Origin of the sequence: Pyruvatibacter mobilis (assembly GCF_012848855.1) — a bacterium.
Taxonomy (GTDB): Bacteria; Pseudomonadota; Alphaproteobacteria; order CGMCC-115125; family CGMCC-115125; genus Pyruvatibacter; species Pyruvatibacter mobilis.
On sequence record NZ_CP051630.1, the window covers coordinates 808,896 to 827,044 of the forward strand.

The 18,149-nt window shown below is 65.5% G+C and carries 18 protein-coding genes; 15 read left to right on the top strand and 3 right to left on the bottom strand.

Annotated features, from left to right (window positions below):
• Positions 1-224: 224 nt before the first annotated feature.
• Positions 225-701: a c-type cytochrome gene (locus HG718_RS03720; protein WP_244617779.1), complete on the bottom strand. Its 477-nt coding sequence runs from the start codon at positions 699-701 to the stop codon at positions 225-227.
• 196 nt (positions 702-897) lie between these two features.
• On the opposite strand from HG718_RS03720, the gene HG718_RS03725 reads away from it, so the two are divergent.
• From HG718_RS03725 to HG718_RS03740, 4 genes are read left to right on the top strand one after another with little or no spacing between them, the layout of a single operon-like run.
• Positions 898-2,043 (top strand): ABC transporter permease, encoded by a 1,146-nt coding sequence (locus HG718_RS03725; RefSeq protein ID WP_205345705.1) that lies wholly within the window; start codon positions 898-900, stop codon positions 2,041-2,043.
• 14 nt (positions 2,044-2,057) lie between these two features.
• Complete coding sequence (locus tag HG718_RS03730) at positions 2,058-2,852, top strand: ABC transporter ATP-binding protein (protein ID WP_160588653.1); 795 nt, start codon at positions 2,058-2,060, stop codon at positions 2,850-2,852.
• A 30-nt stretch (positions 2,853-2,882) separates the two neighbouring features.
• Positions 2,883-3,773: an MlaD family protein gene (locus HG718_RS03735; RefSeq protein ID WP_160588584.1), complete on the top strand. Its 891-nt coding sequence runs from the start codon at positions 2,883-2,885 to the stop codon at positions 3,771-3,773.
• Complete coding sequence (locus HG718_RS03740) at positions 3,770-4,447, top strand: ABC-type transport auxiliary lipoprotein family protein (RefSeq protein ID WP_160588583.1); 678 nt, start codon at positions 3,770-3,772, stop codon at positions 4,445-4,447. Before HG718_RS03735 ends, HG718_RS03740 begins: the two co-directional genes overlap by 4 nt.
• A 33-nt stretch (positions 4,448-4,480) precedes the next feature.
• Here HG718_RS03740 and HG718_RS03745 read toward each other — a convergent pair whose 3' ends face one another.
• Positions 4,481-6,859 (bottom strand): coiled-coil domain-containing protein, encoded by a 2,379-nt coding sequence (locus HG718_RS03745; protein WP_160588582.1) that lies wholly within the window; start codon positions 6,857-6,859, stop codon positions 4,481-4,483.
• A 396-nt stretch (positions 6,860-7,255) separates the two neighbouring features.
• Here HG718_RS03745 and HG718_RS03750 point away from each other — a divergent pair, with 396 nt between their 5' ends.
• Positions 7,256-7,996, top strand: coding sequence for an NnrU family protein (locus HG718_RS03750; protein WP_160588581.1), 741 nt, complete (start codon positions 7,256-7,258; stop codon positions 7,994-7,996).
• A 121-nt stretch (positions 7,997-8,117) separates the two neighbouring features.
• Positions 8,118-8,507, top strand: coding sequence for an Hpt domain-containing protein (locus tag HG718_RS03755; RefSeq protein WP_036263383.1), 390 nt, complete (start codon positions 8,118-8,120; stop codon positions 8,505-8,507).
• A 19-nt stretch (positions 8,508-8,526) separates the two neighbouring features.
• On the opposite strand, the gene HG718_RS03760 is transcribed toward HG718_RS03755, so the two are convergent.
• Entirely contained in the window at positions 8,527-9,120 is a 594-nt protein-coding gene (locus tag HG718_RS03760; protein ID WP_160588580.1) for a TetR/AcrR family transcriptional regulator, read from the bottom strand.
• A gap of 143 nt (positions 9,121-9,263) precedes the next feature.
• On the opposite strand from HG718_RS03760, the gene HG718_RS03765 reads away from it, so the two are divergent.
• The 9 genes from HG718_RS03765 to HG718_RS03805 all read left to right on the top strand — a co-directional run bounded on the left by HG718_RS03765 (position 9,264) and on the right by HG718_RS03805 (position 18,129).
• Positions 9,264-10,154 carry a crotonase/enoyl-CoA hydratase family protein gene (locus tag HG718_RS03765; RefSeq protein WP_160588579.1) on the top strand — a complete coding sequence of 297 codons (891 nt, stop codon included), beginning with the start codon at positions 9,264-9,266 and terminating at the stop codon, positions 10,152-10,154.
• A 121-nt stretch (positions 10,155-10,275) separates the two neighbouring features.
• Positions 10,276-10,875: a carboxymuconolactone decarboxylase family protein gene (locus HG718_RS03770; RefSeq protein WP_244617777.1), complete on the top strand. Its 600-nt coding sequence runs from the start codon at positions 10,276-10,278 to the stop codon at positions 10,873-10,875.
• A 186-nt stretch (positions 10,876-11,061) separates the two neighbouring features.
• Positions 11,062-12,141: an NAD-dependent epimerase/dehydratase family protein gene (locus HG718_RS03775; protein ID WP_160588578.1), complete on the top strand. Its 1,080-nt coding sequence runs from the start codon at positions 11,062-11,064 to the stop codon at positions 12,139-12,141.
• A 96-nt stretch (positions 12,142-12,237) separates the two neighbouring features.
• Positions 12,238-13,422 (top strand): LegC family aminotransferase, encoded by a 1,185-nt coding sequence (locus HG718_RS03780; protein WP_160588577.1) that lies wholly within the window; start codon positions 12,238-12,240, stop codon positions 13,420-13,422.
• Positions 13,415-14,638 carry a UDP-N-acetylglucosamine 2-epimerase gene (gene neuC / locus HG718_RS03785; RefSeq protein ID WP_160588576.1) on the top strand — a complete coding sequence of 408 codons (1,224 nt, stop codon included), beginning with the start codon at positions 13,415-13,417 and terminating at the stop codon, positions 14,636-14,638. Before HG718_RS03780 ends, neuC begins: the two co-directional genes overlap by 8 nt.
• The gene (gene neuB, locus HG718_RS03790) at positions 14,635-15,711 is read left to right on the top strand and encodes an N-acetylneuraminate synthase (RefSeq protein WP_160588575.1); all 1,077 of its coding nucleotides are present in this window, start codon (positions 14,635-14,637) and stop codon (positions 15,709-15,711) included. Before neuC ends, neuB begins: the two co-directional genes overlap by 4 nt.
• Positions 15,708-16,361 (top strand): acetyltransferase, encoded by a 654-nt coding sequence (locus HG718_RS03795; RefSeq protein ID WP_160588574.1) that lies wholly within the window; start codon positions 15,708-15,710, stop codon positions 16,359-16,361. The genes neuB and HG718_RS03795 overlap by 4 nt, the downstream gene beginning before the upstream one ends.
• Positions 16,358-17,431, top strand: a complete 1,074-nt coding sequence (locus tag HG718_RS03800) for a nucleotidyltransferase family protein (protein WP_160588573.1) — start codon at positions 16,358-16,360, stop codon at positions 17,429-17,431. Before HG718_RS03795 ends, HG718_RS03800 begins: the two co-directional genes overlap by 4 nt.
• The gene (locus tag HG718_RS03805) at positions 17,431-18,129 is read left to right on the top strand and encodes an acylneuraminate cytidylyltransferase family protein (RefSeq protein WP_160588572.1); all 699 of its coding nucleotides are present in this window, start codon (positions 17,431-17,433) and stop codon (positions 18,127-18,129) included. Before HG718_RS03800 ends, HG718_RS03805 begins: the two co-directional genes overlap by 1 nt.
• Positions 18,130-18,149: the final 20 nt, after the last annotated feature.

Sequence of the window (18,149 nt, forward strand, 5' to 3'; positions counted from 1 at the left end):
CAACATGGCAGGCAGGTGCGAATGGCCCGTGTGTCCGGCACGCAATGCGTGCAGCGGTAATCCCCAGGCTGAATATTAGTTCAGGAAGGTTAAGGCCGTGCTACTGGGCGTGGCCTTGGGGCAGGTGGTCTTGCGCAGATGGCTGCCGGCAACAAAAAGCCCGGTCCGGAAGATCCGGGCCGGGCTTGAAGCATCAGCGCGTCGCAAATTTGGGGAAAGTGCCGTTACTCGGCAGCGGCCCCGCCGAAACTTGCGAGATAGGCAATGACATTGGCACGGTCGGTGTCCTTGGCCAGACCGGCAAAGCTCATGGTGCCCTTGGGGATCACGTCCTTCGGCTTCTTGAGGTAGGCGTCGAGGGTGGCTTCATCCCACACGCGGCCTTCCGCCTTCAGCTCGAGCAGGTTGGCGGAATATTTGAAGTCCTTGCTGCCGAATTCGGCACCCACAACACCATAGAGGTTGGGGCCGACGCGGTTGGGGCCGCCTTCTTCCACGGTGTGGCAGGATTTGCAGCGGTTGAACACGCGCTTGCCCTTGTCCGGATCGCCTGCTGCGGCGGCGGCCGGTGCTTCAGCGGCTGCGTCCTGCGCATAGGCTGCGGGGGCGGCGATAAGGGCGGCTGCGGTGAGCAGGGCGCCGGCGGCGGCCATGGCCAGATATGGCCGGATGGTCATTGTCTTCGTGCGGGGTGTCGACATCCGTTCCTCCAGATCGTGTCTATGGCACCAAACTTAGTGCGGAGAAGCGGCTTCGGCCATGCGTATCAATGCCACGGCGGGGAAACCGGCCTCACGGTCGCGTGTTTGCCATGTATTCCGAGGGTTTATTGCGTGATTAAGGCAATTTCGGGCACACTCCGCGCTCATGAGCGGGGGAAGCCTCGCGGGGGAGCATTTGGCGGCAACATTCACCACGACGGAAACGGCGGACGGCGGACAGATCACCCTGTCCGGCCTGTGGACCGTGCGTCATGTGGGGCCGCAGGATGCCCCGTTGCGCGCTATTGCGTCCTCCGTGAAGGCGACGCCCCGGCATCTGCAGGGGCATGTGGTGGTCGATCTGTCCTCGGTGGACGGTCTCGACACGGCAGGCGCCTGGCTGGTGCACCGGACCCGGCGCGACCTCGAGGAAGCGGGCGCGCAGGTGGAGCTGCGCGGTGCGAGCCATGCCCACGCCGAACTGATCGAGCTGGCGCGCGAGAGTGACCAGCCTTGCGACATCGAAATCGAGGAGCGCAATGTCATCTCGCTTCTGGCGGAGCGGATGGGCCGGGCGGTGGTCAATCTGGTGTCGGAATTCGTCGCGATACTGAACATGACCGGGATCGTGGTGATGGTGCTGGGGCGCATCATCACCCGGCCGCGTACCCTGCGGCTCACATCGGTGGTAAGCCACATGGAGCGGGTGGGGCTCAACGCCGTGCCCATCGTGGCGCTGCTGACTTTCCTTATCGGCGCTGTGCTGGCGCAGCAGGGCGCCTCGCAGCTCAAGCTGTTCGGCGCGGAAGTGTTCACGGTCAACCTCGTGGGCATTTCCATGCTGCGGGAGCTTGGCGTGCTGATCACGGCCATCATCATCGCCGGCCGCTCGGGCAGTGCCTTCACGGCGGAGATCGGCTCCATGAAGGTGCGCGAGGAGATCGACGCCATGCGCACGCTGGGCATGGACCCGGTGGAAGTGCTTGTGGCACCGCGGGTAATCGCGCTGGTGCTGATGCTGCCGGTGCTGACCTTTGTTGCTGACATCATGGGTCTGCTGGGCGGTGGCGTGGTGGCCTATGTCTTCCTCGAGATTTCGCCGCAGACCTATCTGCAGCGGGTGGATGCGGCGATCGACACCAGCACGTTCTTTGTCGGCATCATCAAGGCGCCGTTCCTGGCGATGGCGATTGCCATTATCGGCTGCCTGGAAGGCATGCGGGTGTCCGGCAGCGCGGAATCCGTCGGTGAGCGGACGACATCTTCGGTGGTCAAATCCATCTTCACGGTGATCGTGCTCGACGCGCTGTTCGCCATCTTCTTCACCGCCGTGGATTATTAGGGGCGGGGATGGCAATGGAGGCAGCAGGGCAGGCCGACACCATCATCCAGGTGCGCAATCTGCGGAACCAGTTCGGCAGCCAGGTCATTCATGACCGGCTGGACCTGGATGTGCGGCGCGGCGAGGTGATCGGCATTGTCGGCGGGTCGGGTACCGGTAAATCGGTGCTGCTGCGCACGATCGTGGGCCTCAAGCGGCCCGACGCGGGCAGCGTGCGGGTGTTCGGCCAGGATGTGACGGCGCTGGAGGGCACGGCCCGGCAGGCGGTTGAGCAGCGCTGGGGCGTGGCGTTTCAGGACGGTGCGCTGTTCTCGGCGCTGACGGTTGCACAGAATGTCCAGGTGCCGATGCGGGAACATCTCGACCTGCCCAAACCGCTGATGGACGAACTGGCGGCTGAGAAGATTGCCATGGTGGGGCTGCCGCCATCGGCAGGGCCCAAATTTCCCAGCGAGCTGTCCGGTGGCATGCGCAAGCGGGCGGCGCTTGCACGGGCGCTAGCGCTGGACCCGGAGATCGTGTTCCTCGATGAGCCGACAGCGGGCCTCGACCCGATCGGCGCTGCGGATTATGACGGGCTGATCCGGCAGCTGAAGGATGCGCTGGGGCTGACGGTGTTCATGGTCACCCATGATCTCGACAGTCTTTACGCTATTTGCGACCGGGTGGCGGTGCTGGCGGAGCGGCGTGTTATGGTCATAGGGCCTATCAGCGACGTGTCCGCGCATCCCAATGCGTGGATCCAGGAATATTTCCAGGGGCCGCGGTCCCGGGCAGCGGCGGGCGCGGCCGGCCGGGCCAAGGTCTAGTCCGGCACGGGCAGGAGCAAAGGACGCAACATGGAAACGCGCGCCAATTACGTGCTCATCGGCTCATTCGCCGCGGCCATCGTCGCGTCGGTGTTCCTGTTTCTCGTCTGGCTGACGGGGTTCGAGGGAGATACGGAGTTCGAGCCTTATGACGTTGTGTTTGACGGGTCCGTCGCCGGTCTCTCGGTAGGCGGCGACGTGCGCTACAACGGCATCAAGGTGGGTGAGGTCTCTCAGATCGCGCTGGGGGCGGACCCCCGGCTTGTCCGCATACGCATCAATGTGGATGAACGCACACCGGTGACCAAGGACAGCAAGGCGCGGCTGGAGTTCCAGGGCATTACCGGCGTTGCCTTCATCGAAATCACGGGCGGTGCGCCCAACAGCCCGCCGCTCATGCCAGAGAACGGCAGCGACGTGCCGGTGATCGTGGCTGACCGCTCGGCGGTGCAGCAGCTCATTACCTCGGCGCCGCAGGTGCTGACGGCGGCCAATGACCTGCTGGTGCGGGTGGACCGGCTGCTGGGCGAGAACGAGGGGCAGATCTCGGCCACCGTGCGTGACGTGGAAACCGTGTCTGGCACGATCTCGGCCAATCACCAGGAGATTGATGAGATCATCAAGAACCTGGCGGTGGCGTCTGAGCAGATCGCCGAGATCACCGTCAAGCTCAACGGCACGCTCAACGAGGTGGAGCGGGCGACGGGTGCCTATGGTGATCTGGCGGTGGAAGCGCGTGAGCTGGTTGCGGATGTGCGCCCGGCGATGCAGCAGCTCTCCGACAGCAGCGTGCCTGAAGTGGACCGTTTGCTGCGCGACACGCGGCGCATGGTGACCTCGGTGAACCGGCTGGTGACCGAACTTGAACGCAACCCGACCGAATTCCTGCTCGGGGACGAGCCTGCGGAGTATGGCAATTGACTGATCTGATTGGGGGAATGCGGGCGATGCTGCGGGGGCGTGTGCTTCTGCCTGTGATGCTGGGCGCTGTGCTGTCGGGCTGCGCCAGCCTGCTGCCGACGGGCGACACGCCCACGACGCTTTATGGCCTGCAGGCACCGGCCGAGGTGCCGCTGGTTGCGGACCGGCCCGGCTGGCAGTTGATCGTCGAGGAACCGCTGGCGGAGCGGGCGCTGGATACGGACCGCATCGCCATCTATTCAGGCCCGCATGCGCTGCAATATTTTCCGCAGGCGCGGTGGACCGACCGCGCGCCGCGGCTGGTGCAGGACCTGATTGTCGAGACCTTCGAGAATGCGGGCCTTCAGATGTCAGCCACGCGGCAGACTGTCGGTGTGAAGGCCAATGTGGCCCTGATCAGTGATCTGCGGGACTTCGAGGCGCGGGTGACTGCCCCTGCGGCAGAGGGCAGCACGGTGATGCCGACGGTGATGATCCGCCTGAGCACCAAGCTTGTGTCGCTCGACAAGCGGCGGGTGATCGATGCGCGGACTTTCACCGCGCGCGGCACGGCCGCATCAGACAGTGTGGCTGATGTGGTGGCGGCGATGAATGTGGCCGCTGCGACTGTGGTGAGCGATATCGTGGTATGGGCGGCAGCCGCCAGCGCCACCTTTGCGCCGGTGGCTGACTGACCGCCCAGTAGTCGTGCCAGTCAAAGCAGTCCCTCAGGAAACGCGGCCTGTTGCTTCGGCGAGCAGGGCATAGACCTTGCCGATATCCGACGACAGATAGGTCTCGCCCAGAAGCCCGTCCGGGTTCTTGTCATTGGCGTCCGTCAGCAGGGTCTCGAACTGGTCCATGTAGCGGTCCGCGTCCTCGCGGAACTCGGCATTGGACTGGTAGCGCTCTGCGATGCGGGTGTAGGGCTCCTTGCCCTTGAGGCCCGCAAGCCTGCGGGCGAAGACGCCGCGCTCCCCGGCACGATAGCGCTTCCACAGTTCAACCGGCGGCTGGTCTTCCAAAGCGCGGTCGATGTCGATCGACAGGGATTGCAGGGTTTCCACGATGTGGTGCGCGGCGCGCGGCATGGACTGGGCCCGGTCCTCGCGGGCGCGGGCGGCGGACAGCACGTCACCGAGACGCCATGAGCCGCGCTCCGATGCCGGGGCGGGTGTTGCAGCAGGTGCCATGGCAGGCGCAGGGGCTGTGTCCGACGGTGTGTCGGCTTGCGGTGCCTGTGAGGCGCTGGCTACAGCGCGCGTGTCGGCGGGCGGCCATGCGCCGGAGACAGGAGACCCGCCCATGCGTTCCAGCGCATCGGCCACGCTTTCGGCCACGGTGCTGATGGCGCCGATCTGTTCGGCCATGATGGTACGCAGCCGTTCGGCCTGCACGCCTGCATCTTCCGGCAGGCGGGAGAGGCGGGTGCCGAGGTCCTCGGTTGCTGCGGTCATGTCGCGGGCGGCTGTCTGGGCAGCGGTTCCGATATCGCTGAGCAGGGCCTGCAGGCGCTCGCCACTGGCATCCACGTTGCGGGTCGAGAAATCGATGGTCTGCTGCAGATGGCCGGTGGCATCGGTCATGCGGGCCTGCATGTCCGAGGTGCGGGTCTCCATCAGGCCGGTGGTCTTCTCGATCTCGCTGGCAGCGACGCGGGCGGCGGCGCTCAGGCGTTCGGCCTCGCGGGCGATGCGCGGACCCAGCCCCATGGCCTTGGCGTCGGCCTGGTCCAGCGCTTCGCTGATCAGGTCCGCGTGGCCGGCGATGGCCTGTTCGATCTTGCCGGCCCGGTCACGCAGATCGTTGGCCAGGGCCTCTAGCGTCTCCCGCTGCTCGGCGAAGATGCGGACGGCGCGTTCGTTCTCAGCGGCGAGCGTGCGGCTGGTCTCGGTCAGGGCCTCGCCCTGGGTGGCGAACTGGCCCGCCAGTTCGCCCGCACGGGTGACGGCGGTCTCGGCGGTTGCGTCCAGCCGGTCGGCCTGGGCTTCCACGTTTTCGCGCACGGCCTTGGTGGAGCGGGCGACTGCTTCCATGGTCTTGGAGAGATATTCGCTGGCGCGGCCAATGCCTGCCTGCGCTTCGGTCATCTGTTCGGCGGCGCGGCCGGTGACGCCGGATACAAGTTCCACCTGGGCGCGGGTAGCTTCCACCACCTGGGCGGATTCCTGCTCGAGCGCCTGCGCGGTGTCTGCCAGGGCCTTGCGCTCGCTACCCACGAGGTCGCGCAGGGTGCGGGCGCGCATCTCCGCCCGGGCGCTGGCGGCCTCGAGACCGTTCAGTTCACCGTTCAGGGATTTGCGGAGGTCGGCGGCGCGGGCCTCGGCCTGTTTGAGGGCCTGTTCCATGCGGCGCATCTCCGCGGAGACGGCATGGCCGACGCTGGCACTGGCGGCAATCGCTGCATCATTGGGGGCGAGCAGGGCGCGGGTCGCCTCGGCCATGTGCTCGGCGCTCATGCGCATCTGGCTGCCCCAATAGATGACCAGCGCAAAGCCCCAGATGATGGCGAGCGGGCCGAACAGGGCAGCAGCCAGCAGGGCCACGGTGATGGGCGACAGGGTGAGCAGGCCCGCCGGACCGTAATAGCCCACCGCATAGGCGGCCATGATGCCGGACCAGAAGGCACTGCCGATGGTAGCGAGATATAGCGCCGAGGAAGATGCCCTGCGCGGGGCCCGGGCAGGCTTGGCGCGGGTGCGCGCGGCGGCGGCAGCACTGGATGCATCCTGCGCCTTGTCGGTGCGGGTGTCCTTCCGCGTCTCGCCATGCAGGGGGTGCGCTTTGCCGGATTTCTGCGTGCGGGCCGGGCCGTCGCGGTCAAGGGCTGCGGACGGGACGATGGGGCGTTCGAACAAATCGTCGTCGTCCCGCGTGTCGTCTCTCGAAGGATCCCGGCCATCAGGCGACGCGGGTGCCTGCCGGGCTGTTTCAGTTGAGCCTGAGGGCGTGCCTGCCATGGACGGCGCCTCACTCCCGGTTCCGGCGGCTGCCGTCTCGTCGATGGTCGGCCGCAATTCGTGCACCGCGCCGGCGGCATTGGCCGCTGCGTCGCCGGTGTGTGTATCAGCTTCGCTCTTCTGTGATCCGGTGAAAAGGGGGCGCATGAGGCGGGGACGTTTCAGGGGGCGGTCCGGCACGGGTCCGATCCTCTTATCGACAGGCGGTGGATGACGGGAGGCAGGCGGGACCTGCGGCATGGGGACAGGCACCCGTCTGAACGAAAAACTGCCGGAAAACGGCATTTCGGGGGTTTTCGCGTGCGGGGCCGGTAACCATTTGTTTACTCTATCGTGGCGCCGGAAAGACTGCCAGCAGTGAAGCGGAACGAAGCAGTCAGGCGGCGGGGAAACGATTCAGGCCCGTGGCAGGCATATGGGGGTGCATCCGGACTGGATGCACAGACCGGGTAACCGGGTAGGCTGCGGACGAATGGCAAATGGGCGGTGGCAAGGCTTCTGTGCTGCTGCCGGCCGGACGGATGGTCCGGGGAGGGGCTTTAGATGATTGCGGATCCGACACTCAACCTGGCAGCGGCGGCGGCTTGCTTCCTGGGCATTCACATCTTCATTTCCGGCACGCGCCTGCGCGACGGGCTGGTGCGGATGATCGGCGAGGGGCCCTATATGGGGCTGTTCTCGCTTCTGTCCCTAGGGGCCATCGTGTGGCTGGCCATGGCCTTCAACCGGGCCAGCGAGGAGACCTTCACCTTCCTGTGGGCGCCTGCGCCGTGGTGGCACCACTTCGCCATGACCGCGATCCTGGTGGCGGCGATCCTGGTGGTGCTGGGCAATGTGACCAAGAGCCCGACGGCTGCGGGTGGTGATTCGGCGCTTGAGGGCGGCGACGGCAATGACGACGGCCGGGAAGCGGGGGATGCGGCGCGCGGTATCCTGCGTATCACGCGGCACCCCTTCCTCTGGGGTGTGCTGCTGTGGGCGCTGGCCCATGTGGCGATGAACGGGGATCTCTCGTCGCTGATCTTCTTCGGGGCTTTCGCGGTGCTGGCCTTCATCGGCCCCATGCTGATTGACGCCAAGCGGGCGCGGAAGCTGGGAGACCGGTGGGACGCCTTCGCGGCGCGCACCTCCAACCTGCCATTCGGGGCCATTCTCACCGGGCGCAACAAGCTGCGGCTGGGGGAGATCGGCATTCTGTGGCCGCTGGTGGGTGTCGGGCTCTATCTGGCGCTGGCATTCGGCCATGAATGGCTGTTCGGTGTCAGCGCGTTACCGGTTCGTTAGGCATAAGGGCAATTGGCGGCGGGGGAGTGTGATCCGGATTGCGTGTATGCGGTGCTTTTAACAATTCCTACGTGCTTGGGACGTAGCCTTTGCAGGCTGTTCTGATTCGGAAGGAAACCGTATGCAGCCCGCCACTGCTCACAATTCCTGCGCCCCCGTGATGGCCGAGAACCGGCCGATCGACCTGGTGCACCTCTCCAAGTTCACCATGGGCCGCCGGGACCTCGAAGCCGAGATTCTCGGCCTGTTCCGTCAGCAGCTTGCGGTCAGCCTGCAAAAGCTGGCCGACCTTGCCAAGCAGCCGGTTGATGACAAGGCCTGGAAGGAAGCGGCTCACACGCTGAAGGGGTCCGCCCGCGGCGTCGGTGCCTGGGCACTGGCCGATGTGACCGCGCAGGCCGAAGTGCTGACCGCGCCGGATGCCCGCCTTGCCATCATCAGCGACCTCGACACGCTGGTGCTGTCCGCCACGGGCTTCATCGACGAGCTGCTGGAAGACTGGCAGGCCTGACGATCCTCAGCGGCGGCACTCAGGGTGTCGCCGCGGCACGGATGAGGGCGCGCAGGGCACCGGGGAAGGCGTCCTGCGAATGTCCGAATGTCTGTGCACCGAATATCTTTTCAAGCGTTGTCTGCGACAGGGCGTAATAGTTGATCGCGCCCAGAAGCTGGTAGGTCACGGCGAGCAGTTCGCCGTCGGACCTGTCCGCATTGCCGGGCAGGTCGCGGGCTAGTTTGATCAGCATTTCCAGAAACGGCTTCAGGTACCAGGATCGGGCCTGGTCGGCACGGCCGACATTGTCCATGAGCTCGCGCATCACCAGGCGGGCGACGTCTGATGCGCCGTCGCCATCGCCGTAAAGCGCCATGAACACCTGCTCGAACCGTTCCTCCGGCGAGGCCGCGGATGACGGCACAGCGGCCAGGCGCTCGGTCATGCTGTCATTGATGAGCGCCAGCACCTCCCCATAGAGCTTCTCCTTGGTGCCGAAATGGTGCAGCAGCGCCTGCTTGGTCAGCCCCAGTTCGCGGGCGATCTGGGCGATGCTGGCACCGTAAAACCCCTTTTCCGCAAAGAGCTTGAGGGCCGACTGGAGCAGGTCTTCACGGGTGGATGTCGTCACGGGCGAGGTCCATTGGTCTGGGTACGGGTTGACTCCCTACCGATCGGTAGGCACAATCTTACCGTTCGGTAAGTTCAATGTGATCAATGGGTGACGCGGCTGCGAAGGTCAAGCGGGCTGCCTCACCACAGAGGAGAAACGGAATGTCAGATGATGCGGTGACGCTGTCAAAGGCGGATGGGATTGCGACCATCACCCTCAACCGGCCGGCAAAGTACAACACGCTGATGCCGGAGGTGCTGCAGGGGCTGGACGCGCATCTGCGCGACGCCAATCTGGACGAGGATGTGAAAGTCATCGTGCTGGAAGGGGCGGGAGACAGTTTTTGCGGCGGGTTCGATTTCTCGAACGGGCTCGAGCATTACGGCAACATCCAGGAGAAGGACTATGATCCCGGCCTGGATGTGATCTCCGTCACCGGTCAGCACACCTCCTATCTGCAGACCTTCATGGCCCTGTGGCGCGGCAGCAAGCCGACCATCGCCAAGGTGCATGGCTATTGCGTGGGCGGCGGGTCGGAGATGGCCCTGTGCGCTGACCTGGTCGTGGCATCTGAGGATGCACGCTTCGGCACGCCCTATTCACGGGTGTGGGGTGCGCATCTGAGCGGCATGTGGATCTACAGGCTGGGTCTTGCCAAGGCCAAGTACTATGCGCTCACCGGTGAATGGGTGAGTGGCCGGGAGGCCGCCGACATGGACCTGATCAATTTCGCCGTGCCGCTCGAGGAGCTGGATACGACGGTGGATGAGCTGGCGCGCAAGCTGACCCGGATCCCGCTGACGCAGCTTGCCACCATGAAGCTGGTGGTGAACCAGACCTACGACAATATGGGCCTGCAGAGCACGCAGACGCTGGGGCCGATCCTTGACGGCATCATGCGCAACACGCCGGAGGGACGGCAGTTCGTGCGTGATGCCATGGCCGGCGGCGTGAAGGCGGCGGTGACACGGCGTGACGGGCCGTTCGGCGATTACAGCCAAGGCAAGCCGGAAGACAAGCCGCGGCTCAAGTCCAAGCTCGGGCTGGGCTGATCTCGGTCCCGGTTTCCCCGGCCGTCCCCGGCAGGCGTTCACGCCGCAGCCGGGGGCGGCTAGGCTGCCTTCAACACATCCGGCGGGCATTGCCCGTCAGATAAATCAAAGGGAGTCAGGAATGACGGACAGCACACATGTGGACGGGCTGAAACGCGAGGATCTTGCGGAGCTGGAGGGGGTGTTCCAGCTTGTCGAAGGCGCGATGGGGTTTCTCCCCAATTCCATGCTGATCATGGCACGCAAGCCGGGGCTGGTTGAGGCCTTTGCCGGGCTGGGGCTTGCGGTGCAGGGGCCGTCGGCGCTGCCGGATGAGATCAAGCGCATGGCGGCTTTCATGGCGAGCCGGGCCGCGGGCTGTGTTTATTGCCAGACGCATACGCATCATCAGGCCGCCAATGCGGGCATCAGCGCCGACAAGCTGGAGGCGCTGTGGGACTATGAGACGTCCGACTTGTTCTCTGAGGCGGAGCGGTCGGCGCTGCGGGTGGCGCAATCGGCGGCGCAGGTGCCGAACGCTGTGACGGGGGCTGACATGTCGGCGCTGAAGCAGCATTTCAGCGATGAGCAGATTGTCGATCTGGTGGCGGTCATTTCCCTGTTCGGCTTCCTCAACCGGTGGAACGACACGTTCGCCACGGCGCTTGAGGAGGAGCCGTCGGCCCACGCGGCAGCGCATATGGCGGCGCATGGGTGGGACGCGGGCAAGCACGCCCGCTGAGGTGCGTTCCAGCGCGCCTAACCCCCCGGAAGCCTTGGGTTTTCAACAGTTGGGTGACAGGGGCGTTGAGCCTTCATTAACCATTCGGGCGCACTGTCGGTCACACAGGTGAATGACAGGCTGCCGCCCATGCGCCCTGCCTTTGGCGGGGGTGTGGCGGCGCCGGCTCGAAAGGCGTTGAGGCCAATGACCCTTCAGGATTCGAAACTCCCGCAGGCGGGTGCCGCGGGTGCCGTGCCGACAGGCAAGAGCGGCGGTCCGGCGCGCGTGTGCGTTGTCGGCGGCGCGGGCTATGTGGGCTCGGTACTGGTGCGCACGCTGCTGGCGCGCGGCTATGGCGTGACGGTGCTCGACAATTTCCTCTACGACCACGCGCTGTCGGTGGAAGGCATCTATGACGAACCGGGCTACCGGCTGGTCAACGGTGATCTGCGCCGGGCTGACGTGGTGGCGCAGGCGCTCGATGGCGTGGACCACGTGGTGCTGCTGGCGTCGCTGGTGGGCGATCCGATCTCGAAGAAATATCCGGAGCTGACACGCTCGGTGAACCTTGACGGCAGCCAGGCGCTGTTTGCTGCACTGGACACCCATGACATCGACCGCTTCGTGTTCACCTCCACCTGCTCGAATTACGGGCTGATGGACGACAACACGCTGGCGGATGAGACCTCGAGCCTGAACCCCTTGTCGCTTTATGCGGAAACCAAGGTGGGGTTTGAACAATTCGTGCTCGGACAATTGGACAGCCACAAGGTGTGTCCGACGCTGCTGCGTATCGCTACGGCGTTCGGCATGAGCCAGCGCATGCGGTTTGATCTCACGGTCAACGAGTTTGGTCGGGCGATGGCGATGAAGACGCCGCTGGATGTCTATGACAAGGACACCTGGCGGCCCTACGCCCATGTGCGCGACATCTCGGGTGCCATCATCAAGGTGCTGGAAAGCGACAGCGCCAAGGTGAAGGGCGAGGTCTTCAATGTGGGTTCGGACGACAACAACTACACCAAGGCGATGCTGGTGGAGGAATTCCTGCGCCATGTGGATGCGCCGGTAGCGTTCGTGGAGAAGGGGGCAGATGCGCGCAACTACCGTGTGTCGTTTGCCAAGATCCGCACTCAGCTCGGCTTTGAGGCGCAGCACTCGGTGGCGGAATTCGTGCCGCAGCTCATCAGCGCCGTGCAGGACGGGCTGTATGGCCGGGCGGACACGCTGAAGACCTATTACGGCAATTACCAGGTGCGCGACGGGGTGCCGGACACGCTGTGACCGGCGCTGTGCAATTCTTCAGGCCATCCGTGTAGGGAGCGTTAAGTGATGTCAGGGGCCGCGGCTGAAGATTTTTCCAACACATCCGGACCGGGCATGAGCAAGCCCGGCCTGCCGGAGCAGGTGGTGGCCGCGGTGCGCGCCGTGCTGGGCGACGGAGCCGGGCCGTTTCCGCTGCATGAGCCCGAGATCGGGCCGCTTGAAGCGCAATACATCAATGAGTGCGTCGGCTCCGGCTGGGTTTCCACGGTGGGGCCGTTCGTCGACCGGCTGGAAGCGGCGCTAGGCGAATTGTGTGGGGTCGAGAACGTGTTCGCCACGTCCGCCGGCACGGCGGCATTGCATCTGGCGCTGGCAGCACTTGGTGTTGGTGAGGGGGACGAGGTGATCGTCCCGTCGCTGTCCTTCGTCGCGACTGCGAATGCCGTGAGCTATACGGGGGCGATCCCGCATTTCGCGGATGCGGATGAATGGACGCTGGGCCTTGATCCGCGCGCGCTGAAGAAACACATGGACGAGGCCTGCGTGATGCAGGCGGGTGACTGCCGCAACAAGGCAACGGGGCGGCGGATTGCGGCCATCGTGGTGATGCACGCGTTTGGCCACCCGGCCGAGATGGACGCGCTGCAGGACGTGGCCGACCAGTGGGGTGTGCCGCTGGTGGAGGATGCCGCGGAAGCGCTGGGCTCCTCCTATGAGGGCAAGCCCGCGGGCAGCCTGTCGCGCATTGCGGCTCTGTCGTTCAACGGCAACAAGATCGCGACCGCCGGCGGCGGCGGGGCGGTGCTGACCAATGACGCTGAGCTTGCCGCGCGGGTGCGGCATCTGGGGTCGACGGCCAAGCTGCCGCACAAATGGGAATATGTGCACGACGAGACCGGCTTCAATTATCGCATGCCGAGCCTTAACGCGGCGCTGCTGCTGGCGCAGGTGGAGCGGCTTGATGATTTCATCAAGCGCAAGCGGCGGCTGGCGGCACGCTATGCGGCGAGCTTCTGCTCAGTGCAGGGGGCGGACTTCATGGGGCAGCCGCCGGGGGCGCGGTCCAATTACTGGCTCAACACGATCCGCCTTGCAGTGGCGACGCGGCCGGAGCGGGACGCGGTGCTGGAGGCGCTGATCTCCGACGGCATCCTGGCGCGGCCCGTGTGGGAGCCTTTGCACAATCTGCCGATGTTCCGCACCTGTCCGACGGCGGACCTGTCGGTGACCGAGCGGCTGTCCGGTCAGCTCATCAATTTGCCGTCGAGCCCCAAGCTGCAGGATTTGCTGCATGATTGAGGTGGACCGGCATATCGCGATCATCACCACCACGCGGGCGGATTGGGGCATCCTGCATCCGCTGGCCGAGGCGCTGCGCGATGACAGGCAGGTAAGGCTCTCGATCATCGCGGGCGGGGCGCATCTCTCCAACCGGCACGGCATGACGATCTCCGAGATCGAAGAGGCGGGCTTTGACATCGCCGCGCGTGTGCCGATGCCGCTCAATGACGACAGCGCGCAGGGCATGGGCTATGCGCTTGGGTCCGCGTGCTGGGGCTTTGCCGAAGCGCTGGGTGATCTGACGCCGGATCTCGCCATCGTGCTGGGTGACAGGTTTGAAATTCTCGGGGCCGCGGCAGCGGCGTTGATGGCGCGGGTGCCGCTTGTGCATATTCACGGCGGGGAAGCCAGCGAGGGGCAGATCGACGAACAGGTGCGCCATGCGGTGACCAAGATGGCGCATCTGCATTTTCCCGCAGCGCAGGCCTATGCGGACCGGATCATCGCCATGGGCGAGGACCCGGCGCGGGTGTTCGCGGTGGGGTCGCTGGCGGTCGAGACCATCCGTAACCAGACGATTGCCGACTGGGCGTCGATTGCCGCCGAGCTGGGGCTGGACCCTGAGCGTGACGTGCTGGCAGTGACCTATCATCCGGTGACGCTGGCAGACGACCATGGAGTTGCGCCGGTGCTGGCGCTGGGGGAGGCGCTGGCGCTGTTCCCGGAGATGCAGATGGTGATTACCGGCGTTAATGCCGATCCGGGCAGCAGTGCGGTCGCCGAAAGCATGCACCGGCTGGCTGAAAACCATCCGGCCGCGGTGATGGTGCCGTCGCTGGGGCACAGGCGCTATCTGTCGCTGGTGAAGGCGGCGAAGGCTGTTGTGGGCAATTCGTCGAGCGGCATCATCGAAGCGCCGGCACTTGGCACGCCGACCGTAAATATCGGACCGCGGCAGGACGGGCGGCTGAGGGCTGCCAGCGTGATCGATTGCGCGGAAACACCGAACGCCATTGCGGGCGCGCTGACGCAGGCGTTGTCGCCGGCGTCGCAGTCACTCGCGGCGCGCTGCGAGACGCCCTATGGGGGCGAGGATACATGCCGGCAGATGGTAACGGCGCTCAAGACAGTGCCGCTGGACGGCCTGCTCATCAAGAAGCTGCGCGTGGCGGATGACATCCGCAGCGAGGCGGACATGGATATTGGCTTCAAACCGCTGGAGCTGGTGCGATGAGTGACCATGTGACCGTGATCGCCGAAGCAGGCGTCAACCACAATGGCTCGCTGGAGACAGCGCTTGAGCTTGTGGCGGCGGCGGCAGAGGCGGGGGCTGACATCGTCAAGTTCCAGACCTTCAAGGCCGAGGCGCTGGCGGCAGCGTCTGCACCCAAGGCGGTCTATCAGGCGCGCGAGACGGGGGGTGAGCAGTCACAGCTCGACATGCTGCGGGCGCTGGAACTGCCCGAGGCGCATCACCACGAGATTGCGGCGGCCTGCGCGGCTGCGGGGATTGAGTTCCTGTCGACGGCATTTGATACCGAGAGCCTCAAATTCCTGGTCGGCGAGATGGGCATCAGGCGCATCAAGATCCCGTCCGGCGAACTGACCAATGCGCCGCTGGTGCTGGAAGCCGCGCGGAGCGGTCTGCCGATGATCCTGTCGACAGGCATGGCGACGCTGGGTGATGTTGAAGCCGCGCTCGGCGTTGTGGCCTTCGGCATGGTGGGCGGCAATGAGGCACCGGGGCGTGAGGCGTTCGAGGCGGCATATGCCAGCACGCAGGGACGCGACGCGCTGCGGGACAAGGTCACGGTGCTTCACTGCACGACGGATTATCCGACGCCGCCCGAGGCTGTGAACATGCGCGCCATGGCGACCATGGGGCGCGCCTTCGGCGTCAAGACGGGGTATTCGGACCATACGGCGGGGCTGGCGGTGCCGGTGCTGGCCGTGGGGCAGGGGGCGACCCTGATCGAGAAGCATTTCACGCTCGACCGCGCCATGCCGGGGCCGGACCACAAGGCCTCGCTGGAGCCGGATGATCTCGGCACCATGATTGCGATGATCCGTGAGGCGTCGGCAGCGCTCGGCTCGCCGGTGAAGGCACCGGGGGAGGCTGAACGCAAGAACATCATCGTTGCACGCAAGTCTCTGGTGGCGGCGCAGGCGATTGCGGCAGGGGATACTTTCACCGAGGCCAATCTCACGGTGAAGCGGCCCGGGGATGGGCGCACACCGATGGATTACTGGGCTGTGGTCGGGACGCGGGCGACGCGGGCCTATGGACCGGATGAGGCAGTGGAATGACGCATCAGGCCGGTGACACTGCTGAACGTGACGTGGTCCTGATCGGGGCCGGCGGGCACGCGCATGTGGTGGCCGACATGCTGGCGGCGCTGGGACGGCCGGTGCGCGGCTTCATCGCGCCGACGGACAGCACCGTCATCGAGGGTATCGACTGGCTGGGCACGGATGACGTGCTGGCGGAGATCCTGCCCGGCACGGCTGACCTTGCCATGGGTGTGGGGTCGGCGGGGGATGTCTCGCTCCGGCGGCGGATGTTTGACGGGCTGCACTGGGCGGGCCATCTGCTGCCGGCGCTGGTGCATCCGGCAGCGGCCGTCTCAGGCGGTGTAAGCATCGCGCCGGGCGTGCAGGTGATGCTTGGTGCCTGCGTGCAGGCGGGGGTCGAGATCGGCTGCAACGCCATCATCAATACGGGTGCGATTGTCGATCATGATTGCCGGATCGGGGACCATGCGCATGTGGCACCGGGTGCTGTGCTGTGCGGTGACGTGACCGTTGGGGATGGCGCGCATGTGGGCGCAGGCGCGCGGGTGATCCAGGGCATTTCCATCGGCGAGGACGCGCTGGTGGCCGCCGGGGCCGTGGTGATTTCCGATGTGGCGCCGGGCGCGCGCGTGGCGGGCGTGCCGGCGAAGGAGATGCGCGGATGACGCGGGCAAAGTTCCAGGATGTGTGCGTGACGCCGGAGACGGCGCTGCAGGACGTAATCCGCGGCATCACCGAGACCGGCAAGCAGATTGCGCTGGTGGTGGACGAGGCGGGCAGGCTGCTCGGCACCATCACCGATGGTGACATCAGGCGCGGCATCCTGCGCGGGCTGGCGCTGGATGCACCGGCGCGGGACGTGATGAAGGAAAACCCCATCGTGGCGGGGCCGGACCTCGCGCGCGATGTGCTGCTGCGTTACATGCGCGACGGGCGGGTCAAGCAATTGCCCATCGTCGATGGCGACGGCATGCTGGTGGGGCTTGAATTGCTGGACGACATGCTGTCCGCGCCCAAGGCCGAGAACTGGGTCGTCATCATGGCGGGGGGGCTGGGCACGCGGCTTCGTCCGATCACGGAAGACATTCCCAAGCCGCTGGTGCCCGTGGGTGGGCGGCCGGTGCTGGAAACCATCATCGAGCAGCTGGCAGGGCAGGGCTTCACCCGCATTTTCCTGGCGGTGAATTATCTGGCTGAGCAGGTGCGGGATCATTTTGGGGATGGGTCGCGCTGGGGTGTGCGGATTGATTATCTGGAAGAAGAAACCCGCATGGGGACGGCGGGCGCGCTGACGCTGCTGCCGCAGCGGCCGTCGGCGCCTTTCCTGGTGATGAACGCGGACCTCGTGACGGATATCGATTTCCGGCGGCTGCTGGGGTTCCACGCGGACCAGACGGCGGATGCCACTATGTGCGTGCGCGAATACAAGTTCCAGGTGCCCTATGGCGTGGTCGAGACCAAGGGCAACCGCATTACCGCGCTGACCGAGAAGCCGACGCACAGCTATTTCGTCAATTCCGGCATCTATGCGCTGGAGCCGGAAGTGCTCGACCTTGTGCCGCGCGGGCACTTCTATGACATGACGACCCTGTTCGATGATCTGCTGGCGCGGGACGGCCACGGGGTGGTGTTTCCGGTGCATGAATACTGGATCGATATCGGCCAGTTCGATGATCTGGAAAAGGCGCGGACGGAGTTCCAGGCGGTGTTCACGCCGAAGGACAAGCAGGCCTGATGGCGCGGCTGGCGACCATCCTGGCCCGCGGCGGATCAAAAGGTGTGCCGGGCAAGAATGTGCGGCTGATCGCGGGTGCGCCGCTGATTGCCCACAGCGTGCGCCACGCGTTAGAGGCGGGGCTGTTCGACGCCATTGCTGTTTCCAGCGACGCAGACGACATTCTGGAAGCAGGCCGGGCCGCAGGGGCCACGCATCTTGTGGAGCGCCCGGCGCAGATGGCAACGGACGAGGCGGGCAAGCTGCCGGCGATCCGCCATTGCGTGGCGGAGGTGGAAGCGCTGGTGGGCACTAGGTTTGAGACCATCACTGATCTTCAGCCCACCTCGCCAACGCGCCTGGCCGATGACATTCGCGGGGCTGTGGACATGCAGACGCGGCTGGGCGTTTCCAACGTGATCTCGGGCAGCGAGGCCAAGTCGTCGCCCTACTTCAATCTGGTGGAAGAGCGGGCGGACGGGTCCGTCGGCCTGTCCAAGGCACCGGCGGGTGACGTGGTGCGCCGCCAGGATGCGCCGCGCTGTTTTGACCTCAATGGCTCTATCTATGTGTGGCGGCGGGATGCGCTGATGGAGGGCGAGGGGCTGTGGTTCGCTGATACGCACCTCTATGAGATGCCGCCCGAGCGCTCCGTTGATATCGATACGGAGCTTGATTTCCGGTTTGCGGATTTCCTGATGTCGCAGGCCGGCGACTGACAGGCGGCTGACGGGCGCGG